The 18,119-nt window shown below is 68.5% G+C and carries 19 protein-coding genes and 1 rRNA gene; 11 read left to right on the plus strand and 9 right to left on the minus strand.

Going from position 1 to position 18,119, the window contains the following annotated elements; all coding sequences use genetic code 11:
- Positions 1 to 482 precede the first annotated feature (482 nt).
- The 3 genes from ACWD3H_RS36410 to ACWD3H_RS36420 all read right to left on the minus strand — a co-directional run bounded on the left by ACWD3H_RS36410 (position 483) and on the right by ACWD3H_RS36420 (position 2,564).
- Positions 483 to 1,427, minus strand: coding sequence for an NAD-dependent epimerase/dehydratase family protein (locus tag ACWD3H_RS36410; RefSeq protein ID WP_451958241.1), 945 nt, complete (start codon positions 1,425 to 1,427; stop codon positions 483 to 485).
- A 200-nt stretch (positions 1,428 to 1,627) separates the two neighbouring features.
- Complete coding sequence (gene rsrA / locus ACWD3H_RS36415) at positions 1,628 to 1,894, minus strand: mycothiol system anti-sigma-R factor (protein WP_030924877.1); 267 nt, start codon at positions 1,892 to 1,894, stop codon at positions 1,628 to 1,630.
- A 64-nt stretch (positions 1,895 to 1,958) separates the two neighbouring features.
- Positions 1,959 to 2,564 carry a sigma-70 family RNA polymerase sigma factor gene (locus tag ACWD3H_RS36420; protein ID WP_030924879.1) on the minus strand — a complete coding sequence of 202 codons (606 nt, stop codon included), beginning with the start codon at positions 2,562 to 2,564 and terminating at the stop codon, positions 1,959 to 1,961.
- A gap of 286 nt (positions 2,565 to 2,850) precedes the next feature.
- Between ACWD3H_RS36420 and ACWD3H_RS36425 the strand changes: the two genes are divergently transcribed.
- Entirely contained in the window at positions 2,851 to 3,591 is a 741-nt protein-coding gene (locus tag ACWD3H_RS36425; protein ID WP_433366549.1) for a methyltransferase domain-containing protein, read from the plus strand.
- A gap of 380 nt (positions 3,592 to 3,971) precedes the next feature.
- On the opposite strand, the gene ACWD3H_RS36430 is transcribed toward ACWD3H_RS36425, so the two are convergent.
- Together ACWD3H_RS36430 and ACWD3H_RS36435 are read right to left on the minus strand one after the other, a co-directional pair.
- Complete coding sequence (locus tag ACWD3H_RS36430) at positions 3,972 to 4,304, minus strand: TraR/DksA family transcriptional regulator (RefSeq protein ID WP_030924883.1); 333 nt, start codon at positions 4,302 to 4,304, stop codon at positions 3,972 to 3,974.
- Between the two features lie 201 nt (positions 4,305 to 4,505).
- Complete coding sequence (locus ACWD3H_RS36435) at positions 4,506 to 5,237, minus strand: SOS response-associated peptidase (RefSeq protein WP_355568720.1); 732 nt, start codon at positions 5,235 to 5,237, stop codon at positions 4,506 to 4,508.
- A gap of 447 nt (positions 5,238 to 5,684) precedes the next feature.
- On the opposite strand from ACWD3H_RS36435, the gene aroA reads away from it, so the two are divergent.
- From aroA to ACWD3H_RS36475, 8 genes are all read left to right on the plus strand, one after another.
- Complete coding sequence (gene aroA, locus ACWD3H_RS36440) at positions 5,685 to 6,962, plus strand: 3-phosphoshikimate 1-carboxyvinyltransferase (RefSeq protein ID WP_355628623.1); 1,278 nt, start codon at positions 5,685 to 5,687, stop codon at positions 6,960 to 6,962.
- 83 nt (positions 6,963 to 7,045) lie between these two features.
- Positions 7,046 to 8,098 (plus strand): ribosome small subunit-dependent GTPase A, encoded by a 1,053-nt coding sequence (gene rsgA, locus ACWD3H_RS36445; RefSeq protein WP_355568732.1) that lies wholly within the window; start codon positions 7,046 to 7,048, stop codon positions 8,096 to 8,098.
- Positions 8,099 to 8,512: 414 nt separating this feature from the next.
- Positions 8,513 to 9,316, plus strand: coding sequence for a histidinol-phosphatase (gene hisN / locus ACWD3H_RS36450; protein WP_451958242.1), 804 nt, complete (start codon positions 8,513 to 8,515; stop codon positions 9,314 to 9,316).
- A gap of 399 nt (positions 9,317 to 9,715) precedes the next feature.
- Complete coding sequence (locus tag ACWD3H_RS36455) at positions 9,716 to 10,714, plus strand: PstS family phosphate ABC transporter substrate-binding protein (RefSeq protein WP_451958243.1); 999 nt, start codon at positions 9,716 to 9,718, stop codon at positions 10,712 to 10,714.
- 77 nt (positions 10,715 to 10,791) lie between these two features.
- Complete coding sequence (pstC, locus tag ACWD3H_RS36460; RefSeq protein WP_451958244.1) at positions 10,792 to 11,655, plus strand: phosphate ABC transporter permease subunit PstC; 864 nt, start codon at positions 10,792 to 10,794, stop codon at positions 11,653 to 11,655.
- A complete protein-coding gene (gene pstA, locus ACWD3H_RS36465) occupies positions 11,655 to 12,545 on the plus strand; it encodes a phosphate ABC transporter permease PstA (RefSeq protein ID WP_350914243.1) in 891 nt (296 codons plus the stop codon). The genes pstC and pstA overlap by 1 nt, the downstream gene beginning before the upstream one ends.
- 29 nt (positions 12,546 to 12,574) lie before the next feature.
- On the plus strand, positions 12,575 to 13,402 hold the full coding sequence (gene pstB / locus ACWD3H_RS36470) for a phosphate ABC transporter ATP-binding protein PstB (RefSeq protein ID WP_386324170.1): 828 nt from the start codon (positions 12,575 to 12,577) through the stop codon (positions 13,400 to 13,402).
- 82 nt (positions 13,403 to 13,484) lie between these two features.
- Positions 13,485 to 14,141, plus strand: coding sequence for a response regulator transcription factor (locus ACWD3H_RS36475; protein ID WP_451958245.1), 657 nt, complete (start codon positions 13,485 to 13,487; stop codon positions 14,139 to 14,141).
- Positions 14,142 to 14,155: 14 nt separating this feature from the next.
- On the opposite strand, the gene ACWD3H_RS36480 is transcribed toward ACWD3H_RS36475, so the two are convergent.
- Both ACWD3H_RS36480 and ACWD3H_RS36485 read right to left on the minus strand, forming a co-directional pair.
- Positions 14,156 to 15,184, minus strand: coding sequence for a serine hydrolase (locus ACWD3H_RS36480; protein ID WP_451958246.1), 1,029 nt, complete (start codon positions 15,182 to 15,184; stop codon positions 14,156 to 14,158).
- A 128-nt stretch (positions 15,185 to 15,312) separates the two neighbouring features.
- On the minus strand, positions 15,313 to 16,206 hold the full coding sequence (locus ACWD3H_RS36485; RefSeq protein WP_451958247.1) for a phenylalanine 4-monooxygenase: 894 nt from the start codon (positions 16,204 to 16,206) through the stop codon (positions 15,313 to 15,315).
- A 131-nt stretch (positions 16,207 to 16,337) separates the two neighbouring features.
- Here ACWD3H_RS36485 and ACWD3H_RS36490 point away from each other — a divergent pair, with 131 nt between their 5' ends.
- Positions 16,338 to 16,805: an Lrp/AsnC family transcriptional regulator gene (locus ACWD3H_RS36490; RefSeq protein WP_451958248.1), complete on the plus strand. Its 468-nt coding sequence runs from the start codon at positions 16,338 to 16,340 to the stop codon at positions 16,803 to 16,805.
- 24 nt (positions 16,806 to 16,829) lie between these two features.
- Here the strand turns inward: ACWD3H_RS36490 and ACWD3H_RS36495 are convergent, their stop codons facing one another.
- Positions 16,830 to 17,423 (minus strand): TetR/AcrR family transcriptional regulator, encoded by a 594-nt coding sequence (locus tag ACWD3H_RS36495; protein WP_355568169.1) that lies wholly within the window; start codon positions 17,421 to 17,423, stop codon positions 16,830 to 16,832.
- Between the two features lie 118 nt (positions 17,424 to 17,541).
- Between ACWD3H_RS36495 and ACWD3H_RS36500 the strand changes: the two genes are divergently transcribed.
- A complete protein-coding gene (locus tag ACWD3H_RS36500) occupies positions 17,542 to 17,979 on the plus strand; it encodes a nuclear transport factor 2 family protein (RefSeq protein WP_451958249.1) in 438 nt (145 codons plus the stop codon).
- Positions 17,980 to 18,050: 71 nt separating this feature from the next.
- On the opposite strand, the gene rrf is transcribed toward ACWD3H_RS36500, so the two are convergent.
- A 5S ribosomal RNA gene (rrf, locus tag ACWD3H_RS36505) occupies positions 18,051 to 18,119 on the minus strand; the annotation flags it as partial.

Genomic DNA, 18,119 nt, shown 5'->3' on the forward strand with positions numbered 1-18,119 from the left:
GCCTCCACGTCGATTTCGCACTCAGGCTACAGAAGCGAGCCAGATCAGGAGGGCGAGACGGCCAATCGAAAGCAAAGCGTAACCGGTCAATCACGGACTGCTGGCGACGCTGCGCGTCGCGGTTCGGGCCTGCTTCTGGCGACGCTAACGCGTCGCGGTGAGGCCGCTCTTATCCGGCTCCTTCCCTCGTCGAGCGGGTCGCTCGTTCCTCACGAGTTGCCGGCGACGCTGCGCGTCGCGGTTCGGCCGCTCTTACCCGGCTCCTTCCCTCGCGACCCCGCTCTCCTCGGTCCAGTCGCCGGCGCGGCCTCACGAGTAGTCCCTCGGGAACAAAGCATGGGGCACGTCCCCAGGGGGCTTCCTGGTCCAGTCGCCGACGCGGCCTCACGGGCCGTCCCTCAGGAAGATTCTTGAGGGACGGCCCCAGGGCGCTGTCCCGGCCGGTCCGGTGTGGCCTCACGAGTTGAGGGTGCTTGGTGGGATTACGGGGTTGCGAGTTTGGTCCTCGCCCAGTCGACCGTGGCCTTCAGGCCCGTGGCCAGGTCCGTCTGGGGGCGCCAGCCGAGCCCGTCGAAGGCGGGAGCCGGATCGACGGCCATGGCCGGGAGGTCTCCCAGGCGGGCCGGAGCCCCACCCGGCTCGTCGACGGCCCCCGCCGCCGCGGCGACCAGGGAGTGCAGCCTCCGGTCGGTGGTCTCGACTCCGGTGCCCAGGTTGAAGCGGCCGCCGCCGCCCTTGGCGCCACAGGAACGGGCGAAGCCGTCGACCACGTCGTCGACGAAGATGTAGTCGCGGGTCTGGGTGCCGTCGCCGTACACCACCGTGGGGGTGCCGTTGAGCAGCGCGTCCGTGAAGATGGCGACCACCCCCGCCTCGCCGTCCGGCGACTGGCGCGGGCCGTAGACGTTGGAGAGCACCAGCGTGGTGTAGTCGATGCCGTGGAGCGCCTTGAAGGTGGCCAGGTAGGTCTCCGCGCTGAGCTTGGAGGCCGCGTACGGAGAGCGCGGGTCGGTCGCCGCGCCGCCGGGGACCGGAATGACCGCCGGCCTGCCGTAGACCGCGACCGAGGAGGCGAAGACGACCTTGCGGGTGCCACCGTGGTGGGCGGCCGTCAGGACCGACGCGGTGCCCTCGACGTTGAGCCTGGCGTCGTGTACCGGGTCGGCCACGCTCTTGCGCACGCTGATCTGCGCTGCGAGGTGGCAGACGACCTCGGGTCTCCACTCGGCCGCCAGGCCGATCAGGGCCGGGTCCCGGATGTCCATCACGTGCAGGGCGAACAGGGGGCTCTCCGCGGCGCGGACCAGGTTGCCGCGGTCGCCACCGGACAGGTCGTCCACCACCGCGACCTCGTGCCCGTCGGCCAGCAGCCGGTCAACGAGGGTGGATCCGATGAACCCCGCCCCACCGGTCACGAGTATGCGCATGAGCAACCCCCATCGTCGTGTGACTCCTCCGCTCCACGAGGGGAGTGGCTTCTCGGTTCCCTCGGCCGAGAGAACCGACGGCCAGGCCATGACCGTTTCGAACCCAGGAACCATAACAGGGAAGCGGTTCACCTGCCGGGTGAACCCGGCAGCCCCTCGGCACACGCGATGACCACGACCATACGGAGGCTCCGGAGAGGTCAGTGGGCGAGTTCGGAGCGTACCTGGTCGATCCGGCTGAGCACCTTGGCCCGCAGGTCCTCCGAGACCTGGTCGCAGCCGCAGTGCTTGGCGACGAGTTGCTTGACGACCTGCTCCAGGCCGTACTCCTCCAGGCAGGGGTGGCACTCGTCCAGGTGCTGGCGGATGTCCGCGCAGTTGCGCTCGTCGAGCTCGCCGTCCAGGTAGGTGTAGACCTTGTCCAGGACCTCACGACAGTCGGTGTCGTGGTGCTCGCCACAGCTCATGCGATCACCTCACCCAGGGGTGTCGAGGCCACCGGGGCGGAATCGCCGTTCCTGTCTCGCTCGCTCACTTCGCACCTTCCGCGGGAACCAGGCCACGCTCGCGGGCGTAGTCCTCAAGTTGGGTCCGCAGCTGGCGACGGCCACGGTGCAGCCGCGACATCACGGTCCCGATGGGGGTCCCCATGATGTCCGCGATCTCCTTGTACGGGAAGCCCTCGACGTCGGCGAGATAGACCGCGATGCGGAACTCCTCGGGGAGCGCGGCCAGCGCCCGCTTCACGTCGGTGTCCGGGAGGTGCTCCAGCGCCTCGACCTCCGCCGACTTCAACCCCGCCGAAGTGTGCGACTCGGCCCTGGCCAGCTGCCAGTCCTCGATCTCCTCGGCACCCGACTGCTTGGGCTCCCGCTGCTTCTTGCGGTAACTGTTGATGAAGGTGTTGGTCAGGATTCGGTAAAGCCACGCCTTGAGGTTCGTGCCTTGCTGGAACTGGTGAAAAGACGCGAACGCCTTGGCGAAGGTCTCCTGAAGAAGGTCCTCGGCGTCCGCGGGGTTCCGGGTCATCCGAAGTGCGGCAGAGTAGAGCTGGTCGAGATAGGGCATGACATCCCGCTCGAACCGTGTGCTCCGCTGCTCCAGAGTCTCCTCGTCTGTCGCAGGGACCGGACCCACCCCCTTAAGATCGCCGAAGTCCTGCTGACGCGGGACACCGTACTGAGCGGAGGATACCCGCTCACCGGGGATGGCCCGATCACCGGGGCGGGTGACGGGTTCGATCAAGGCGAGCATCTGCTTGCCAACCTCCGAAAGGATCGTGCGTTGTCCGCTTGCAACACGCTCGTCCAGTCATCTGTTCCCGCAAGATAGAAGGTGACGAACGACCCGGTACGGGGAAAAGAAGATACGTACCGGTAGGTAATCAAAGACCACCGGATCCTCCCGACGCCAGGAGCTGCTTGTGCTGCCCATCCCGGCCGAAGAGCTGAACGGCTCAGGTGCGCTCGGGCCGTACTGGACCTTTTATCACGCGGTCGTGGCCGAGCAACTGAGTCGATGGCTGCCGGAAACCCCCTCCACCGTCCTCGACATGTCCTGCGGCAACGGCCGCTGGGCCGTCCAGGCGGCGAAGGCGGGACACCGGGTGATCGAGATGGTCGACTTCCGCCGGCCCGCGGACGACCAACCGCTGCACGACATCTCCAGGGTCAGCCAGGTACGCGCCGACGACCTGCGTTTCCTGCCCGACTGCAGCGTGGACGCCGTGCTCGCCGAGGAACGGGCGATGTCCGTGGAGCTCATGGCCGAGTCCGCGATCGACGATGTCGTCAGGGTTCTGCGTCCCGGCGGCCGGACACTGGTCTGCGTCGACTCCCTGGTGCTGGGGATGGCGATCCTCGCCGAGCAGAACTACTGGGCCCACCTGCGCCAGACCGGCGAGGTCATGCTCGTGCCCTGGCCCGACGGCAGCATCACCCGCTGCTTCAGCAGCGCCCAGCTCCGCGAGCTGCTCACCGAGGCGGGCCTGGAGGTCGAGTGGGTACGGCCCCGCACGGTGCTGTCCCCCTCGACCGTCGACCATGTGCTCGCCTCCGACTCCCGGGCGCTCACCTGGCTGGTCAACACCGAACTGGACACCCACCCCGACGACGACGACACGGTGGGCATCCACTTGGTCGCCAGCGCGCGCCGGCCCTGTTAAAGGCGACGCTGCGTTGATTGCGACGCTAACGCGTCGCGGTTCGGCCGCTCTTGCCCGGCTCCTTCCCTCGTCGAGGGAGGCCGCTCGTTCCTCACGAGTTGCCGGCGACGCTGCGCGTCGCGGTTCGGCCGCTCTTGCCCGGCTCCTTCCCTCGTCGACCGGGGCCGCTCGTTCCTCGCAACCCCGCTCTCCTCAGTCCAGTCCCCGGCGCGGCCTCACAACCCCGCTCTCCTCGGTCCAGTCGCCGGCGCGGCCTCACGGGGAGTCCCCCAAAGGGAGGCATGGGGCACGTCCCCGGGGAGATTCTTGGTGCGGGAGGACGGCGCGTCCCTTCGGGGAAGGATCACGGGCACGTCCCCTGGATGCTTCCGGGGGCGGGGTCAGCGTCGGCGTTCGCGTTTGGACTGGCACTGGAGGCAGCGGGCGGCCTCGGGGCGCGCCTCCAGCCTGCCCTCCGGAACGGGCGCGGCGCAGTCCGCACAGAGTCCGTAGCACCCCTCGTCCATCCGCCTGAGCGCCTCGATCACCGAACCCCGGTGCCGGGTGGCCCCTTCCAGCAGTGCCCGGTTGCGGTCGGAATCGGTCAGCTCGGAACCGGCGTCCGCCGGGGAGCGGTCCCCCGCGGCGGGTGAATCTCCGCGAAGGACTCCGATGGAACGGTCAAGTTCGGCGAGCATGTTCTTCAGACGCTCGCGCGCGGTCGCGACATCCACGAATCCGCACCTCCGGAAAACGGGGACGGCCTGTGAAGGGATCCCCGACTCTCCCGTCAGGCGCAAGGGGTGAGCTCTGGCGACGGTGATCTCGCCCACTCGTCGCGAGTCACCGCTTTCCTCAGCGGATGCCCACTTGCCGGAACTTTTACACCGGATCGACCAGCGTTTTCAGAAGAGCGGCCGACTACCGCTCCCCTCCTACCGCAGCGGCTCGACGAGCTCGGGGCTGTTGTTGCGCACCGAGTTGACCGCGGTGGAGACCGGATAGACCTCCAGCCCGGTGGAGCCCGCGGGGATCAGGAACTCCCGCGCGTCGGTCACTCCCGGGTCGAGCCACTCACCCCACCGGTCGCGCTCGATCAGCATCGGCATCCGGTCGTGTACCGCTCCGGCCTCGTCCACGGCGTCGGTCGTGATGATCGTGCAGGTCACCAGCCAGGAGAGCGGGTCGTCTTCGGCCCGGCCCCGGTCCCGCCAGAACTCGTACAGTCCCGCCATGGCCAGCACGCCGCCGTCGGCGGGGCGGACGAAGTAGGGCTGCTTCTTCGGTCTGCCCTTGGCGTCCTTCTCGTCGAGCACGACCCACTCGAAATAACCATCGGCGGGCAGCAGGCACCTGCGCTCCGCGAACGCCTTGCGGTAGGCGGGTTTCTCCGCCACCGTCTCCACCCGCGCGTTGATCATCTTTGAGCCGATGGAAGGGTCCTTGGCCCAGGCCGGGACCAGCCCCCAGCGGACCACGCGGAGCTGCCGGACCGGTCGGCCGTCCGGATCGGCCTTCGGCACCCGGCTCATCACCGCGTACACCGGTTTCGTGGGCGCGACGTTGTAGTCGGGCCTGAGTTCGTCGTCGGCCGCACCGTCAAGCTCGACCTGGAACTCCTCCAGCAACTCGTGCTTGTCCCGCGTAGACGCGTATCTCCCGCACATATCTCCACTTTGCCACGCCACGGCACACCGGAAGCCCCCACCGGGAAGTACCCAAGATCTCTCTCCCCAGGGACACCCCGTTCTCTCCCCCCAAGAATCACCCCGGGAACGTGCCCCATGCCTCCCCTTGGGGGAACTCCCCGTGAGGCCGCGCCGGCGACTGGACCGAGGAGAGCGGGGCCGTGAGGCCGCGCCGGCGACTGGACTGAGGAGAGCGGGGCCGTGAGGCCGCGCCGGGGACTGGACCGAGGAGAGCGGGGTCGCGAGGAACGAGCGGCCCCGGTCGACGAGGGAAGGAGCCGGGCAAGAGCGGCCTCACCGCGACGCGTTAGCGTCGCCGGCAACTCGCGAGGAACGAGCGGCCCCAGTCGACGAGGGAAGGAGCCGGGCAAGAGCGGCCGAACCGCGACGCGCAGCGTCGCCGACAACACAGCTAGGCTTTTGGCCATGTCCGCTCCGCTGTGGCCCGCGCCGGCCGCGACCGAACCCGTCCGCGCGACCGTTCCCCTGCCCGGATCGAAGTCCGTGACCAACCGCGCACTGCTGCTCGCCGCACTGGCCGAGGGACCCGGCACGGTACGGCTGGCGCTGCGCAGCCGCGACGCCGATCTGATGGCGGACGCGCTGCGGGCACTGGGCGCGACGATGACCCCCTCCAACGAGAGCGCCTCGAGCGTCGACTGGGCGATCACGCCCGGCCCCGTCATCAGCGGCGCCCACATCGATGTGGGGCTGGCGGGCACGGTCATGCGCTTCGTGCCGCCCATGGCGGCACTGGCCAGGGGCGAGGTGTTCTTCGACGGCGACCCGCACGCGCGTAAGCGCCCGATGGGCCCGATCCTGCGCGCGCTGCGCGCCCTCGGCGCCGAGGTGACCGGCGACGCGCTGCCTTTCACCATCAGGGGGCCGCTGACCGGCGGCGAGGTCAGGCTCGACGCGTCGGGCTCCTCACAGTTCCTCTCCGGCCTGCTGCTGACCGCCGCGCGCTTCGAGAAGGGCGTGACGGTACGCCACGACGGCCCGCCGATCCCCTCGCAGCCGCACATCCAGATGACCGTTCAGATGCTGCGCGAGTTCGGCGTCGTGGTGGACGACTCCGAGCCGGACGTCTGGCGGGTCGAGCCCGGCCCCATCGGGGCGAGGGACTTCACGGTTGAGCCCGACCTGTCCAATGCGGCGCCGTTCCTGTCCGCCGCCATGGTGACAGGCGGCACGGTCACCATTCCCGACTGGCCCGTGCGGACGACCCAGCCGGGTGACCAGTTGCGCACGCTGCTGGCCGACATGGGCGCCTCGGTGGAGCACACACCCGAGGGGCTGGCGGTCACCGGTACCGGACGGATCACCGGAATCGAGGCGGACCTGCGCGACGTGGCCGAACTGACCCCGACGATCGCCGCGCTGGCCGCTCTCGCCGACTCCCCCAGCAGGATCAGCGGTGTCGCCCACATCCGCGGGCACGAGACCGACCGGCTGGCCGCTCTGGTCGCGGAGATCAACGGTCTCGGCGGCGACGCGAACGAGACCGAGGACGGCCTGGAGATCCGGCCCCGACCGCTCACCGGCGGCGTGTTCCACTCCTACGCCGACCACCGGATGGCCACCGCCGGAGCGGTCATCGGGCTGGCCGTGCCCGGCGTCGAGGTGGAGGACATCGCCACCACGGGTAAGACCCTTCCCGAGTTCGCCTCGATGTGGGCGGACATGCTGCGCGGCGCGCGGTGAGGGGCGACCGGCCGGCAGGCCCAGGAGGCGCCCGGTAGTCGCGGCCCTTCGCGGGGCGCACCGGGCCGGACAAGGCGGAGAAACTGAGAAAGCGCGAGTACGACGAGGACGACGTCAGGGTCAGGCCGGGAAAGGGATCCCGGCCCCGGACCCGGATCCGTCCTGCCCATGAGAACGCGGTCCCGGCGTTCGTGGTCGCCGTCGACCGCGGACGCTACACGTGCCTGGTCGAGTCGGAGGGCGAGCGGGGACGCCGCCGCAAGCGGGACCAGGCGGAGGGCGCCGCGATGAGCGGCCGGGTCGTGGTCGCGATGAAGGCCCGCGAGCTGGGCCGCAAGGGAATCGTGGTCGGCGACCGGGTGGCCCTGGTGGGCGACGTCTCCGGGATGACCGACACGCTGGCCCGCGTCGTACGGGTGGAGCCCCGCGCCTCCATGCTCCGCCGCTCCGCGGACGACACCGACAACACCGACGGCATCGAGCGCCCCGTGGTCGCCAACGCCGACCAACTCGTCATCGTGACGGCCCTGGCCGATCCACCGCCCCGGCCCCGCATGATCGATCGGATGCTGGTCGCGGCCTTCGACGCCGACATCGAGCCGCTGCTCTGCCTCACCAAGTCCGATCTCGCCTCGCCCGACGAGTTGGTCTCGCTGTACGCCCCCCTCGGCGTGCCGTACGTGGTGGTCTCCAAGGGCGGCGACCTGGTGGAGGTGCGAGAGCGCCTCAAGAGCCGGATCAGCGTGCTCGTCGGCCATTCCGGGGTGGGTAAGTCAACCCTGGTCAACGCCCTGGTGCCGGACGCCAACCGGGCCGTCTCACACGTGAACGCGGTGACCGGCCGGGGCCGTCACACCTCCACCTCCGCCGTCGCCCTCGAACTGCCGGAGAGTGGCTGGATCATCGACACCCCCGGGGTGCGCAGCTTCGGTCTGGCCCATGTCTCGGTGGAGACGGTCCTGGCGGGCTTCCCCGACCTGATCGAGGGCACCGTCCATTGCCCGAAGGGCTGCACCCACCTTTCAGAGGAGTGCGCCCTGGACGCCTGGGTAGCCGCCGGCCACGCCGACCCGGCCCGCCTGACCTCCCTACGCCGCCTCCTCGCCAGCCGCGAAGGCACCCCCGACGACGACTAGCCCCCAAGGAACACCGCAGGGACGTGCCCCACGCTCCCCCCTTGAGGGACTCCCCGTGAGGCCGCGCCGGCGACTGGACCGAGGAGAGCGGGGCCGTGAGGCCGCGCCGGGGACTGGACCGAGGAGAGCGGGGCCGTGAGGCCGCGCCGGGGACTGGACCGAGGAGAGCGGGGTCGCGAGGAACGAGTGGCCCCGGTCGACGAGGGAAGGAGCCGGGTAAGAGCGGCCGAACCGCGACGCGTTAGCGTCGCCGGCAACTCGCGAGGAACGAGTGGCCCCGGTCGACGAGGGAAGGAGCCGGGTCCCAGCGGCCTCACCGCGACGCGCCGGCGTCGCCATAGGCTGGCGACACGATTGTCCCTCTTGCGCCCCACTCTCCTCAATTCGGTCACCAACGCGATAGCGTTGGCATCCGTGACGGGTTACAACGACGATCTTCGCCTCGCGCACGTCATGGCCGACGCGGCCGACGATCTGACCATGCGTCGGTTCAAGGCCCTGGACCTGCGGGTGGAGAACAAGCCTGACCTCACACCGGTGAGCGATGCCGACCAGGCGACTGAGCAGGCGATCCGCGCGACCCTCGGCCGGGCCCGGCCTCGCGACACCATCATCGGCGAGGAGTTCGGCAAGAGCGGCTACGGCGAGCGCTCGTGGATCATCGACCCGATCGACGGCACCAAGAACTACGTACGCGGAGTGCCCGTCTGGGCCACGCTCATCGCCCTGGTGGACCAGGGCCGCGTCGTCGTGGGCCTGGTCTCGGCCCCCGCGCTCGGCCGCCGCTGGTGGGCCGCCCGCGACGGCGGCGCCTGGGCCGGCAAGAGCCTCACCAAGGCCACGCGCTGCCAGGTCTCCTCCGTCGCCTACCTGGAGGACGCGTCGTTCTCCTACTCCAGCCTCGGTGGCTGGGAGGAGGCCGGGAAGCTCGACGCCTTCCTCGACCTGAACCGTTCCGTCTGGCGCAGCCGCGCCTACGGTGACTTCTGGTCACACATGATGGTCGCCGAGGGCGCGGTCGACGTGTCGGCGGAGCCCGAACTCTCCCCCTGGGACATCGCGGCACTGACCGTGATCGTCGAGGAGGCGGGCGGCATCTGGACCGACCTGTCGGGTGTCCCCGACATCGACGGCGGCAGCCTGCTGTGCAGCAACGGCCCCCTGCACACCAAGGTCCTCGAGCGCCTCGGCAGCGGGCCGCTCACCCTCCCCGTCTAGTCCCCCTTCCGGGCGCCGTACGGCCGTCCGCGCTTCTCTTCCGCACACGCCCGGGTACTCGCCATGCCCGTTGGCCCACCCGTGTCCGTTCACCTTCCCCAGGATGTCGGGAGGGTGAACGGATCGACACACCTGCGACGACCGCGGCCGGAGGCGATGGCGAACTGACGGCCCTCCCCTGCTCACCAGGTCATATTTCCGCCAAAACCCTCTAAAGCACAGCCCAAAGGCCCTGCGAGGGTGCAAGCCAGGACGAAAATCCTGCCAAAGCCCGGGTATTCACATCCGTGGGTTCACCTCTTCCGGTGCCGGTCACGGCTCGTTTCACTTCCGTTCACTTTGCCCCAGTTTCATCGAAGACATCGAGAACGGATCTCACTACGGAGAAGGAACATAACCGTGACCAGTGGACAGCGCCGCCTCAGCGCGGTGGCGACGGCCGCGCTCGTCGTTTCGCTCGCGGCCGCATGCGGTGGCGACGCCAAGCCCAGCAGTGACGGAAGCACCTCGTCCGCCGCCCCCGCCACCGAGGCGAGCGCAGCCCTGAGCGGCGAGATCAAGATCGACGGTTCCAGCACCGTGGCTCCCCTCACCCAGGCCGCCTCCGAGCTCTTCGGCGAGGAGCAGCCGCAGGTGAAGGTGCCGGTCGGCACCTCGGGCACCGGCGGCGGCTTTGAGAAGTTCTGCGCCGGCGAGACCGACATCTCGAACGCCTCCCGCGCGATCAAGGACGAGGAGAAGGCGGCCTGCGAGGCGAAGGGCATCACGTTCACCGAGCTCACGGTGGCGACCGACGCGCTGACTGTCGTGGTTCCCAAGGAGAACGACTGGGTCACCTGCCTCACCACCGACCAGCTCAAGAAGATCTGGGAGCCGGCGGCCGAGGGCAAGATCAAGACCTGGAAGGACGTCGACGCCAAGTTCCCCGCCGAGGCGCTGAAGCTCTACGGCCCCGGCACCGACTCCGGCACCTTCGACTACTTCACCGACGAGATCAACGGTGAGGAGGGTGCCAGCCGCAAGGACTACAGCCCGAGCGAGAACGACAACGACATCGTCACCGGTGTCTCGGGCGCCAAGGGTGGTCTGGGCTACTTCGGCTTCACCTACTACGAGGAGAACGTCGACAAGCTGAAGGCCGTGGAGATCGACTCGGGCAGCGGCTGCGTGGCCCCGAGCGTCGAGGCGGCCCAGGGCGGCAAGTACACCCCGCTCTCCCGCCCGCTGTTCATCTACCCCTCCACCGCCGCGGCGAAGCGGCCCGAGGTCGCGGCCTTCCTCGACTACTACGCGTCCAACATCGACGCGATCGCCAAGGACGCCAAGTTCGTCCCGCTGAACGCCGAGCAGGAGGCCAAGCTCAAGGCTGACATCACGTCGCTGAAGAGCGCCGGCTGATGTCGGCACAGCACCGCACGACCGTTCCAGGGACCTCGGGGTCCCTGGCGCGGTCGCGCCCGCGTTACGGCGAGTCCGTGGTCAAGGTTGTTCTCCTGATCGCGGCGCTGGTCTCGGTGGCGACCACGATCGGCATCGTCATCGCACTCCTCGAACCGACCATCGAGTTCTTCGCCACGGTGAGCATCGGCGAGTTCTTCGGGTCCACCGACTGGGGACCGCTGTTCAACCCGCCGGCGTTCGGTGTCTGGCCGCTCATCGTGGCGACCGTGGAGATCACCTTCATCGCCGTCGTGGTCGCCGTGCCGCTCGGCCTGGCCGCGGCGATCTACCTGTCGGAGTACGCCTCCCGCAGGACTCGCAAGATCTTCAAGCCGGTGCTCGAGGTCCTCGCGGGTGTTCCGACGGTGGTCTTCGGCTTCTTCGCCCTCACCTTCGTCACGCCGCTGCTCAGGGACCTCTTCCCCTTCCTGGACCTGGAGGCCAAGAACGCGCTCGCCGCCGGCCTCCTGGTCGGCGTGATGATCATCCCGATCGTCGCGTCGCTGTCCGAGGACTCGATGGCCGCGGTGCCGAACGGCCTGCGCGAGGGCTCGTACGCCCTCGGCGCCTCCAAGATGCTCACCTCGGTGCGCGTCGTCGTCCCCGCCGCGTTCTCCGGTATCGTCGCCGCCATCATCCTGGCGATCTCCCGGGCCGCGGGCGAAACGATGATCGTCGCGATCGCGGGTGGTTTCAAGTCCGTCTTCACGCTCTACCCGGGCAATGAGATGTCCACGATGGCGGCCTTCATCGCCCAGGCCGGCTCCGGCGACGCCTCGGTCGGCTCGATCGCCTACAAGACCATTTTCGCGGTGGGTTCCCTGCTCTTCGTGATCACCTTCGCGATGAACTACCTCAGCGCCCGCATGGTCCAGAAGTATCGCGAGGTCTACGACTGATGGCCATCCTCTCCACCCCGCGTTCGGCCGTGCAGCTGGCGAGCAAGGGACGTCCGCTCAGGGAGCACCTCTTCCGCATCGCGCTGCTGGCCAGCCTCGCGATCGCTCTGGCGTTCCTGGCCATGCTGCTGATCTACGTCGTCGAGAAGGGCTGGCCGAGGCTCAACCCGATGCTCTGGGAGAACCAGCCCTCGATCCGCCGCCCGGAGACCTCGGGCATCCAGTCGGGCATCCTGGGCACTTTGTGGATCATCGCGCTGACTGCGGTCATGGCCCTGCCCACCGGGATCCTCGCGGCGATCTACCTTGAGGAGTACGCCGACAAGACCAAGTGGTACAACAAGCTGATCGAGCTGAACATCTCCAACCTGGCGGCCGTTCCCTCGATCGTCTACGGCATCCTCGGCCTGGGCATCATCGCCCGCTGGCTGCAGTTCGGCTTCACGGTCATGACCGGCGCGGTCACCATCTCACTGCTCGTACTGCCCATCGTCATCATCTCCGCGCGTGAGGCCATCCGCGCGGTGCCCCCGTCCATTCGCGAGGGCTCGCTGGCACTGGGCGCGACCCAGTGGCAGACCATCTACCGCCAGGTGCTCCCGGCGTCGATCCCGGGCATCGCGACGGGCTCGATCCTGGCCCTCTCCCGTGCGATCGGCGAGGCCGCCCCGTTCCTGATGCTCGGCGCCGCGACGCTGGTCCGGTTCAACCCCGAGGGTGTCTGGAGTAGTTTCACCGTCCTGCCGCTGCAGATCTACAGCTTCATCAGCCGGCCCCAGGAGGAGTTCAGCATCCTCGCCTCCGCGGCGATCGTGATCCTGCTGGCGATCCTGCTCCTGATGAACTCGGTCGCCATCTGGCTCCGTAACCGCTACCAGAAGCGCTGGTGAGGTAAGAAATGTCCGAGATTGGAATTTCCGTGCCGAATGTGAACGTGCGCGGCCCCGAAGTCCCCCGCACCATCGAGGCCCTCGACCCGGTCTTCACCGTCTCCAACCTCAGCGTTTTCTACGGTGACTACGAGGCGGTACGCGGGGTCGACCTGACCATCGGCAACCGTGAGATCACGGCCATGATCGGCCCGTCCGGCTGCGGCAAGAGCACGGTGCTCCGCTGCTTCAACCGGATGAACGACCTGATCCCCGGCGCCCGCGCGGTCGGCGAGATCCTGTACCACGACGAGAACCTGTACGGCGACCACGTGGACCCGATCGAGGTCCGCCGCCGGATCGGTATGGTCTTCCAGAAGCCGAACCCCTTCCCCAAGTCGATCTACGACAACATCGCCTACGGTCCCCGGGTCAACGGGATCAAGGGCAACATGGACGAGATCGTCGAGGAGGCGCTGACCAAGGCGGCGCTTTGGGACGAGGTCAAGGACAAGATCAAACAGAACGCGCTCTCCCTGTCCGGAGGACAGCAGCAGCGCCTGTGCATCGCCAGGGCTATCGCGGTGAAGCCCGACGTCATCCTGATGGACGAGCCCTGCTCGGCCCTGGACCCGATCGCGACCACCAAGATCGAAGACCTGATGCAGGAGCTGACGCGCGACTACACGATCGTCATCGTCACCCACAACATGCAGCAGGCCGCCCGTGTCTCCGACCGTACCGCTTTCTTCACCGCCGAGGTCGACGAAGCCGGCGTGCGGCACGGCCGCCTGGTGGAGTTCGACGAGACCAGCCGCATCTTCACCAACCCCAGCGACAAGCGGACCGAGGATTACATCACCGGTCGCTTCGGCTGACCCACATTGGAGGATCCGGGTGCTCCAGCCGCAGACGGCACCAGAAGTGGAAGGGGACAGACGGACGGCACCCATACTGCTGGTGGCCGATCCGGAAGCGGCCATGGTCCATGACCTGTCCGCGGCCCTGGAACGCGAAGGGGTGCGGGTCACGGGCGTCACCGACGGTGCCCAGGCTCTCCTGCAGGCCGGGGCGCTGCAGCCCGACGTCGTTCTCGTCAGCGCCTCGCTGCCGGTCCTGGGGGCTGTGGAGTTCGTCCGCGCGGTACGGCTGACGCGGGCGATCCCCGTCTTGCTGGGCGTGGGCGAGGGACACGCCCAGCAGGCCGTCCAGGCGCTGGCCGCCGGGGCCACCGCGTGCGTGGCCCGCCCCTACCGGGTGCCCGAGCTACTACCCCTGGTCCACGCCGCGTTCACCGGCGAGCCCGGGGCCCGCAGGGTGCTCGTGGTCGGCAAGGTGGAACTCGACGTCAACGCCTACCAGGTCACGGTCGACGGCCGGATCATCCACCTGCCGCTGCGCGAGTTCGAGCTGCTGCACTACCTGATGCGTAACGCGCACCGCACCGTGACGCGGGAGCAGATCATGAGGCATGTCTGGAACTCCACGGACACCGCCTCGACCAACACCATCGCGGTACATGTCAAGCGTCTCCGCGCGCGTCTGGGCGACACCGACGACCGGCTGATCCAGACCGTGCGCGGGGTGGGCTACCGGCTGGTCGACAGGACCCCGTAACGGGTACCCGCCGCTCAGTTCGCGTCCGGCTCGCAGCCGTGTTCGCCCCTGAAGGCTTTCATGACGCGCGCGGCCACGCCCTCGACCTTGGCGATGCCGGCACTCATGCTCGGGCTGTCCTCGGTGAGGACGGCCACCGCGTAGTCGTGCCCGTGCCCGCGGATCAGTCCGGCGCTGACGACCACCCAGCGCCCGTTCGACTCGTGCCGCAGCCAGCCGTTCTTCAGCGACACCTGGTCGTTCTCGCAGGCCCCCGCGCTGATTCCCCACTTCTGGCCGGGGGTCACCCGCTCCATCAGCCCGAGCACCCGCCGGCGTTCCGCGGGAGCCAGCGGGCTCCTACCCGTGGCCAGCGCCCTGACCAGCCGTACCTGGTCCTCGGCCGTGCTCTGCATGGTGCCCCAGCAGTTCTGGGCCACGCACCGCCCGCCGGGGGTGTAGGTGCGCTTGAGGCCGAGCCTGCGGTTCGCACTGGCCAGCCCGGGCTCCAGGCCGATCCGCTCGTACAGCCGGTCGGCCGCTCCGTCGTCGCCGAAACGGATCATGTGCCTCGCGTCGGACCTGGCCTGGTCGCCGAGCTCGCGCCACCGTGTGTCGAGCAGCAGTGCCGTCAGGATGCTCACCTTGGAGATGCTGGCCATCGGCAGCTGGAGGGCACGGTGGTAGCGGTAGCGCCGGCCCGTGGTCAGGTCGCGCACCGAGACCGCGGTCCGGCCACCGCCGTACCTGACGAGAAAGCCGTCGAGGGTGTGCGTGAGCTTCCCGGAGAGAATCCTCGGCGAGCCGGCGAGTCCCGTCCGCCCCGGGACCCCGAGCGCCATGGCGCCGGGGAAGGTGGGCGCGGGAACCGCTGCCAGGAACGGCGCCTGAGGAGGGGGCACCGACGCCGGTGCCGCCTGCCGCCAGGAGGGTGCTGTCGGGGGAGACGCCGTCGGGGTGGAGATGCTCACCGGCGTCAGGCCCTGGCACGTGCTACAGGCGGTGACCTGCGCGGTGACCAGCAGAACAGCTGCCGCGACCACCCGGTGCCTGGCTCTCATCATCCACCCCAACCGTCTCCCCCATTACGTGACGATCGGGATATATCCCACAACAGGCACTAAGAAGATGATGAAGCGAAATCTAGCCAGAAAAAGGACTTACCGCTTGGAATGTCGCACTGAACCTGCATCTACCCTTGGGAAGCCCTGGCGGTTAGCCGGGCGATGCTCTCGTCGTCACAGGTCGCCCAGAACTCACCGACGACGTCTTCGAGGTGCTTCAGCGACTCGGCTCGGAAGAGAACATCCTGATATTTCGTGATGTCGTAGTGCGTGGTGCCCATGACGGCGACGTCCAGCGGCCGGATGTCCATGCCCCGGAACTCTTCGATCTCCCCGTAGGAGGACAGAATGCCCGCCCCGTACGCCCGCAGCTCACCCTGGTCCATCATGACGCCGAACTCCATCGTGAACCAGAAGACCTTCGAGACGAACTCCAGCGCCTCGGAGCTCTCGACCCTCCGCGCCGCCTCCCCGGCCAGCCGGTAGAGCCGCGAGTAGCGGTCGGAGGCCAGTGCGTTGGCGTGCCCGATCACCTCGTGGATCACGTCGGGCTCCGGCGTGTACAGCGGCGTGGAGTGGTGCCGGATGTACTGCGTGGAGTGGAAGAGGCCATCGGCCAGAACGCCGTAGAAATCTCTGAGCGGCACCAGCCCCGCGGCCGGGATATAGCGGAACCCGGTCAGCGGCTCCAGCAGATCGCCGACCTCCTGTAGCTGCGGGATGCGCTCGGCGGGCAGTCCGAGCCGCTCGGTCGCGGCCAGATACTCGACGGTGGCATATTTGCGGTGCTTCAGGCTGAGTTCTCGGCTGACCAGCGCCCACACCTCGTGCTCCTGGGCGGTGTACTCGGCCGTCGGGATCGGCGTACCCGGCACGTACCCCACAGCGAGGGCCGCGATCGCGTTGCGGCGCGCACGGTAGACCGGATCGGCGAAACCTGGATGACCGGCACCGAGTTGGACCTCGATCGTGCCGTCGTCATGGGTCGCCACCGGCGCGAAGTACTGCGCTTCTTCGAACATGTATGAAATGACAGCAATTTCTGGAAACGTTGACAAGAGCGGCCAGTTTTACTGGGCGATCCGCACAGAACTGTACGGTCATACCGCGCTTACGCTGGTCGAATCGCCCAGTCTGCTGCCATCCTGTTGGGATGTCTATCGACGAGTTGGACGGCCGCCTCCTGGTCACCATGCGCGCCAATCCGCGCATCGGCCTGACCGAGCTGGCTCGCCTGCTCGGCGTGGCCCGGGGCACCGTTCAGGCCCGCGTCGAGAAACTGACCGCCCGCGGCGTCATCGCCGACTTCGGCCCCACGGTCACCCCCGAGGGGGCCGGGTACCCGATCCTGGCGTTCGTCTCGCTACAGATCGCCCAGGGCCGCCTGGACGAGGCTGTACGGGCGCTGGAGCCCCTTCCCGAGGTCCTGGAGGTCTACGGCACCAGCGGCCAGGCCGACCTGCTCTGCCGCGTGGTGGCCCGCAGCACCTCCGACCTCCAGGAGATCATCGCCCGCATTCTGGCCTCCCCCGCCGTCCAGCGGACCGACACCACGATCGCCCTCTCCGTCCAGGTCCCCTACCGGATCGAGCCCCTGCTCCGTGCCGCAGCCGACGCCTGACCCGCGGCCGGTTGCCGGCACGGGTCATCGACGGTCCGCGGACGCCCTGAGGCCGTCGAAGACGATGGCGAGCGTACGACGCTGGAGGTCGCGATCCCAGCCCGCGTGGAGTGCTCCCTGGCAGATGCCGGTGAGCAGCGCGATCACCTCGTCGAGCCGGACCCCCTCACGGACCGTGCCGGCTTCCTGGGAGCGGACCAGGAGCGTCGCGATCCCCTCGCGCAGCATCTGAACCGAGCTCGCCACCTGGAGATCGATCCCCGTCTCGGCGAGAAGCCCCACGACCGTCCTCTTCTGCGCCGCCTGCTCGACCATGCGGGTGACGAAGGTGAACAGCGCCTCGCCGGGTGCGTCGTCGGCCGCGAGAGCGGCCATATCCCGATCCAACCTGCCCAGGAGGTCCTTCATGATGGCCTGCAGGAGCTCCTGCTTGGTCGGAAAGTGCTTGAAGACCGTACCGATGGCCACTCCCGCACGGGCGGCGACCTCCTCGGTCGACGCCGACGGCCCCTTCTCCGCGAAGACCGCCTCCGCCGCGGCGAGAATCCGCTCCCGGTTACGCCGGGCGTCCGCGCGCATCGGCCTGGCACCGCCCGGCGAGGGCTTCGAGGACGTCATCCCAGCCGGCCTTCCCCGACCAGGGACACGAGACACGGCATTGACAAAGTGAGTCTCCACTCATAATCATTAAGATGAGTTTCTGCTCATCTTAACTTCCATCAGCAAGGAACCCATCATGCCCGAAACCGCAGTCGTTCCCGGTCCCCGCGAGATCTTCGAGCGCATGCGGCGGCACTGGCTTGAGAACCTCGGCGGCATCGGGGGTGAGCTGGCCGAGGACGTCGTCATCGAGGTGCCCTTCGCCCCTTCCGGCAGAACCCGGCGGTACGAGGGACGGGAGGCGTTCCTCCACTTCGCCGGCCCCGAGCAGGCCGCCTTCGCCCGGAAGTTCCGCCTCGACGAGATCCGCGATGTGGTCATCCACGAAACCACCGACCCCGAGGCCATCGTCGTCGAGTACGAGCTCGCCGGCACCGTCATCGCCACCGGCCACCAAGCCGCCTCCGCCTTCATCGGGATTCTCCGGGTACGGGACGGGAAGATCATTCATTGGCGTGAGTACCAGAACACGCTGGCGATGATCGAGGTGCTCGGAGCCACTGAACGGACCTGAAAACCTCCGGTGGACGGGCCCCGGAAAGCACGAAGGCCCCCACCGAAAGGTGAGGGCCCTCATAAAAGATTGTCCGGCGGCGACCTACTCTCCCACACCGTCCCCGGTGCAGTACCATCGGCGCTGAAGAGCTTAACTTC

The organism is Streptosporangium sp. NPDC002607 (assembly GCF_053592655.1).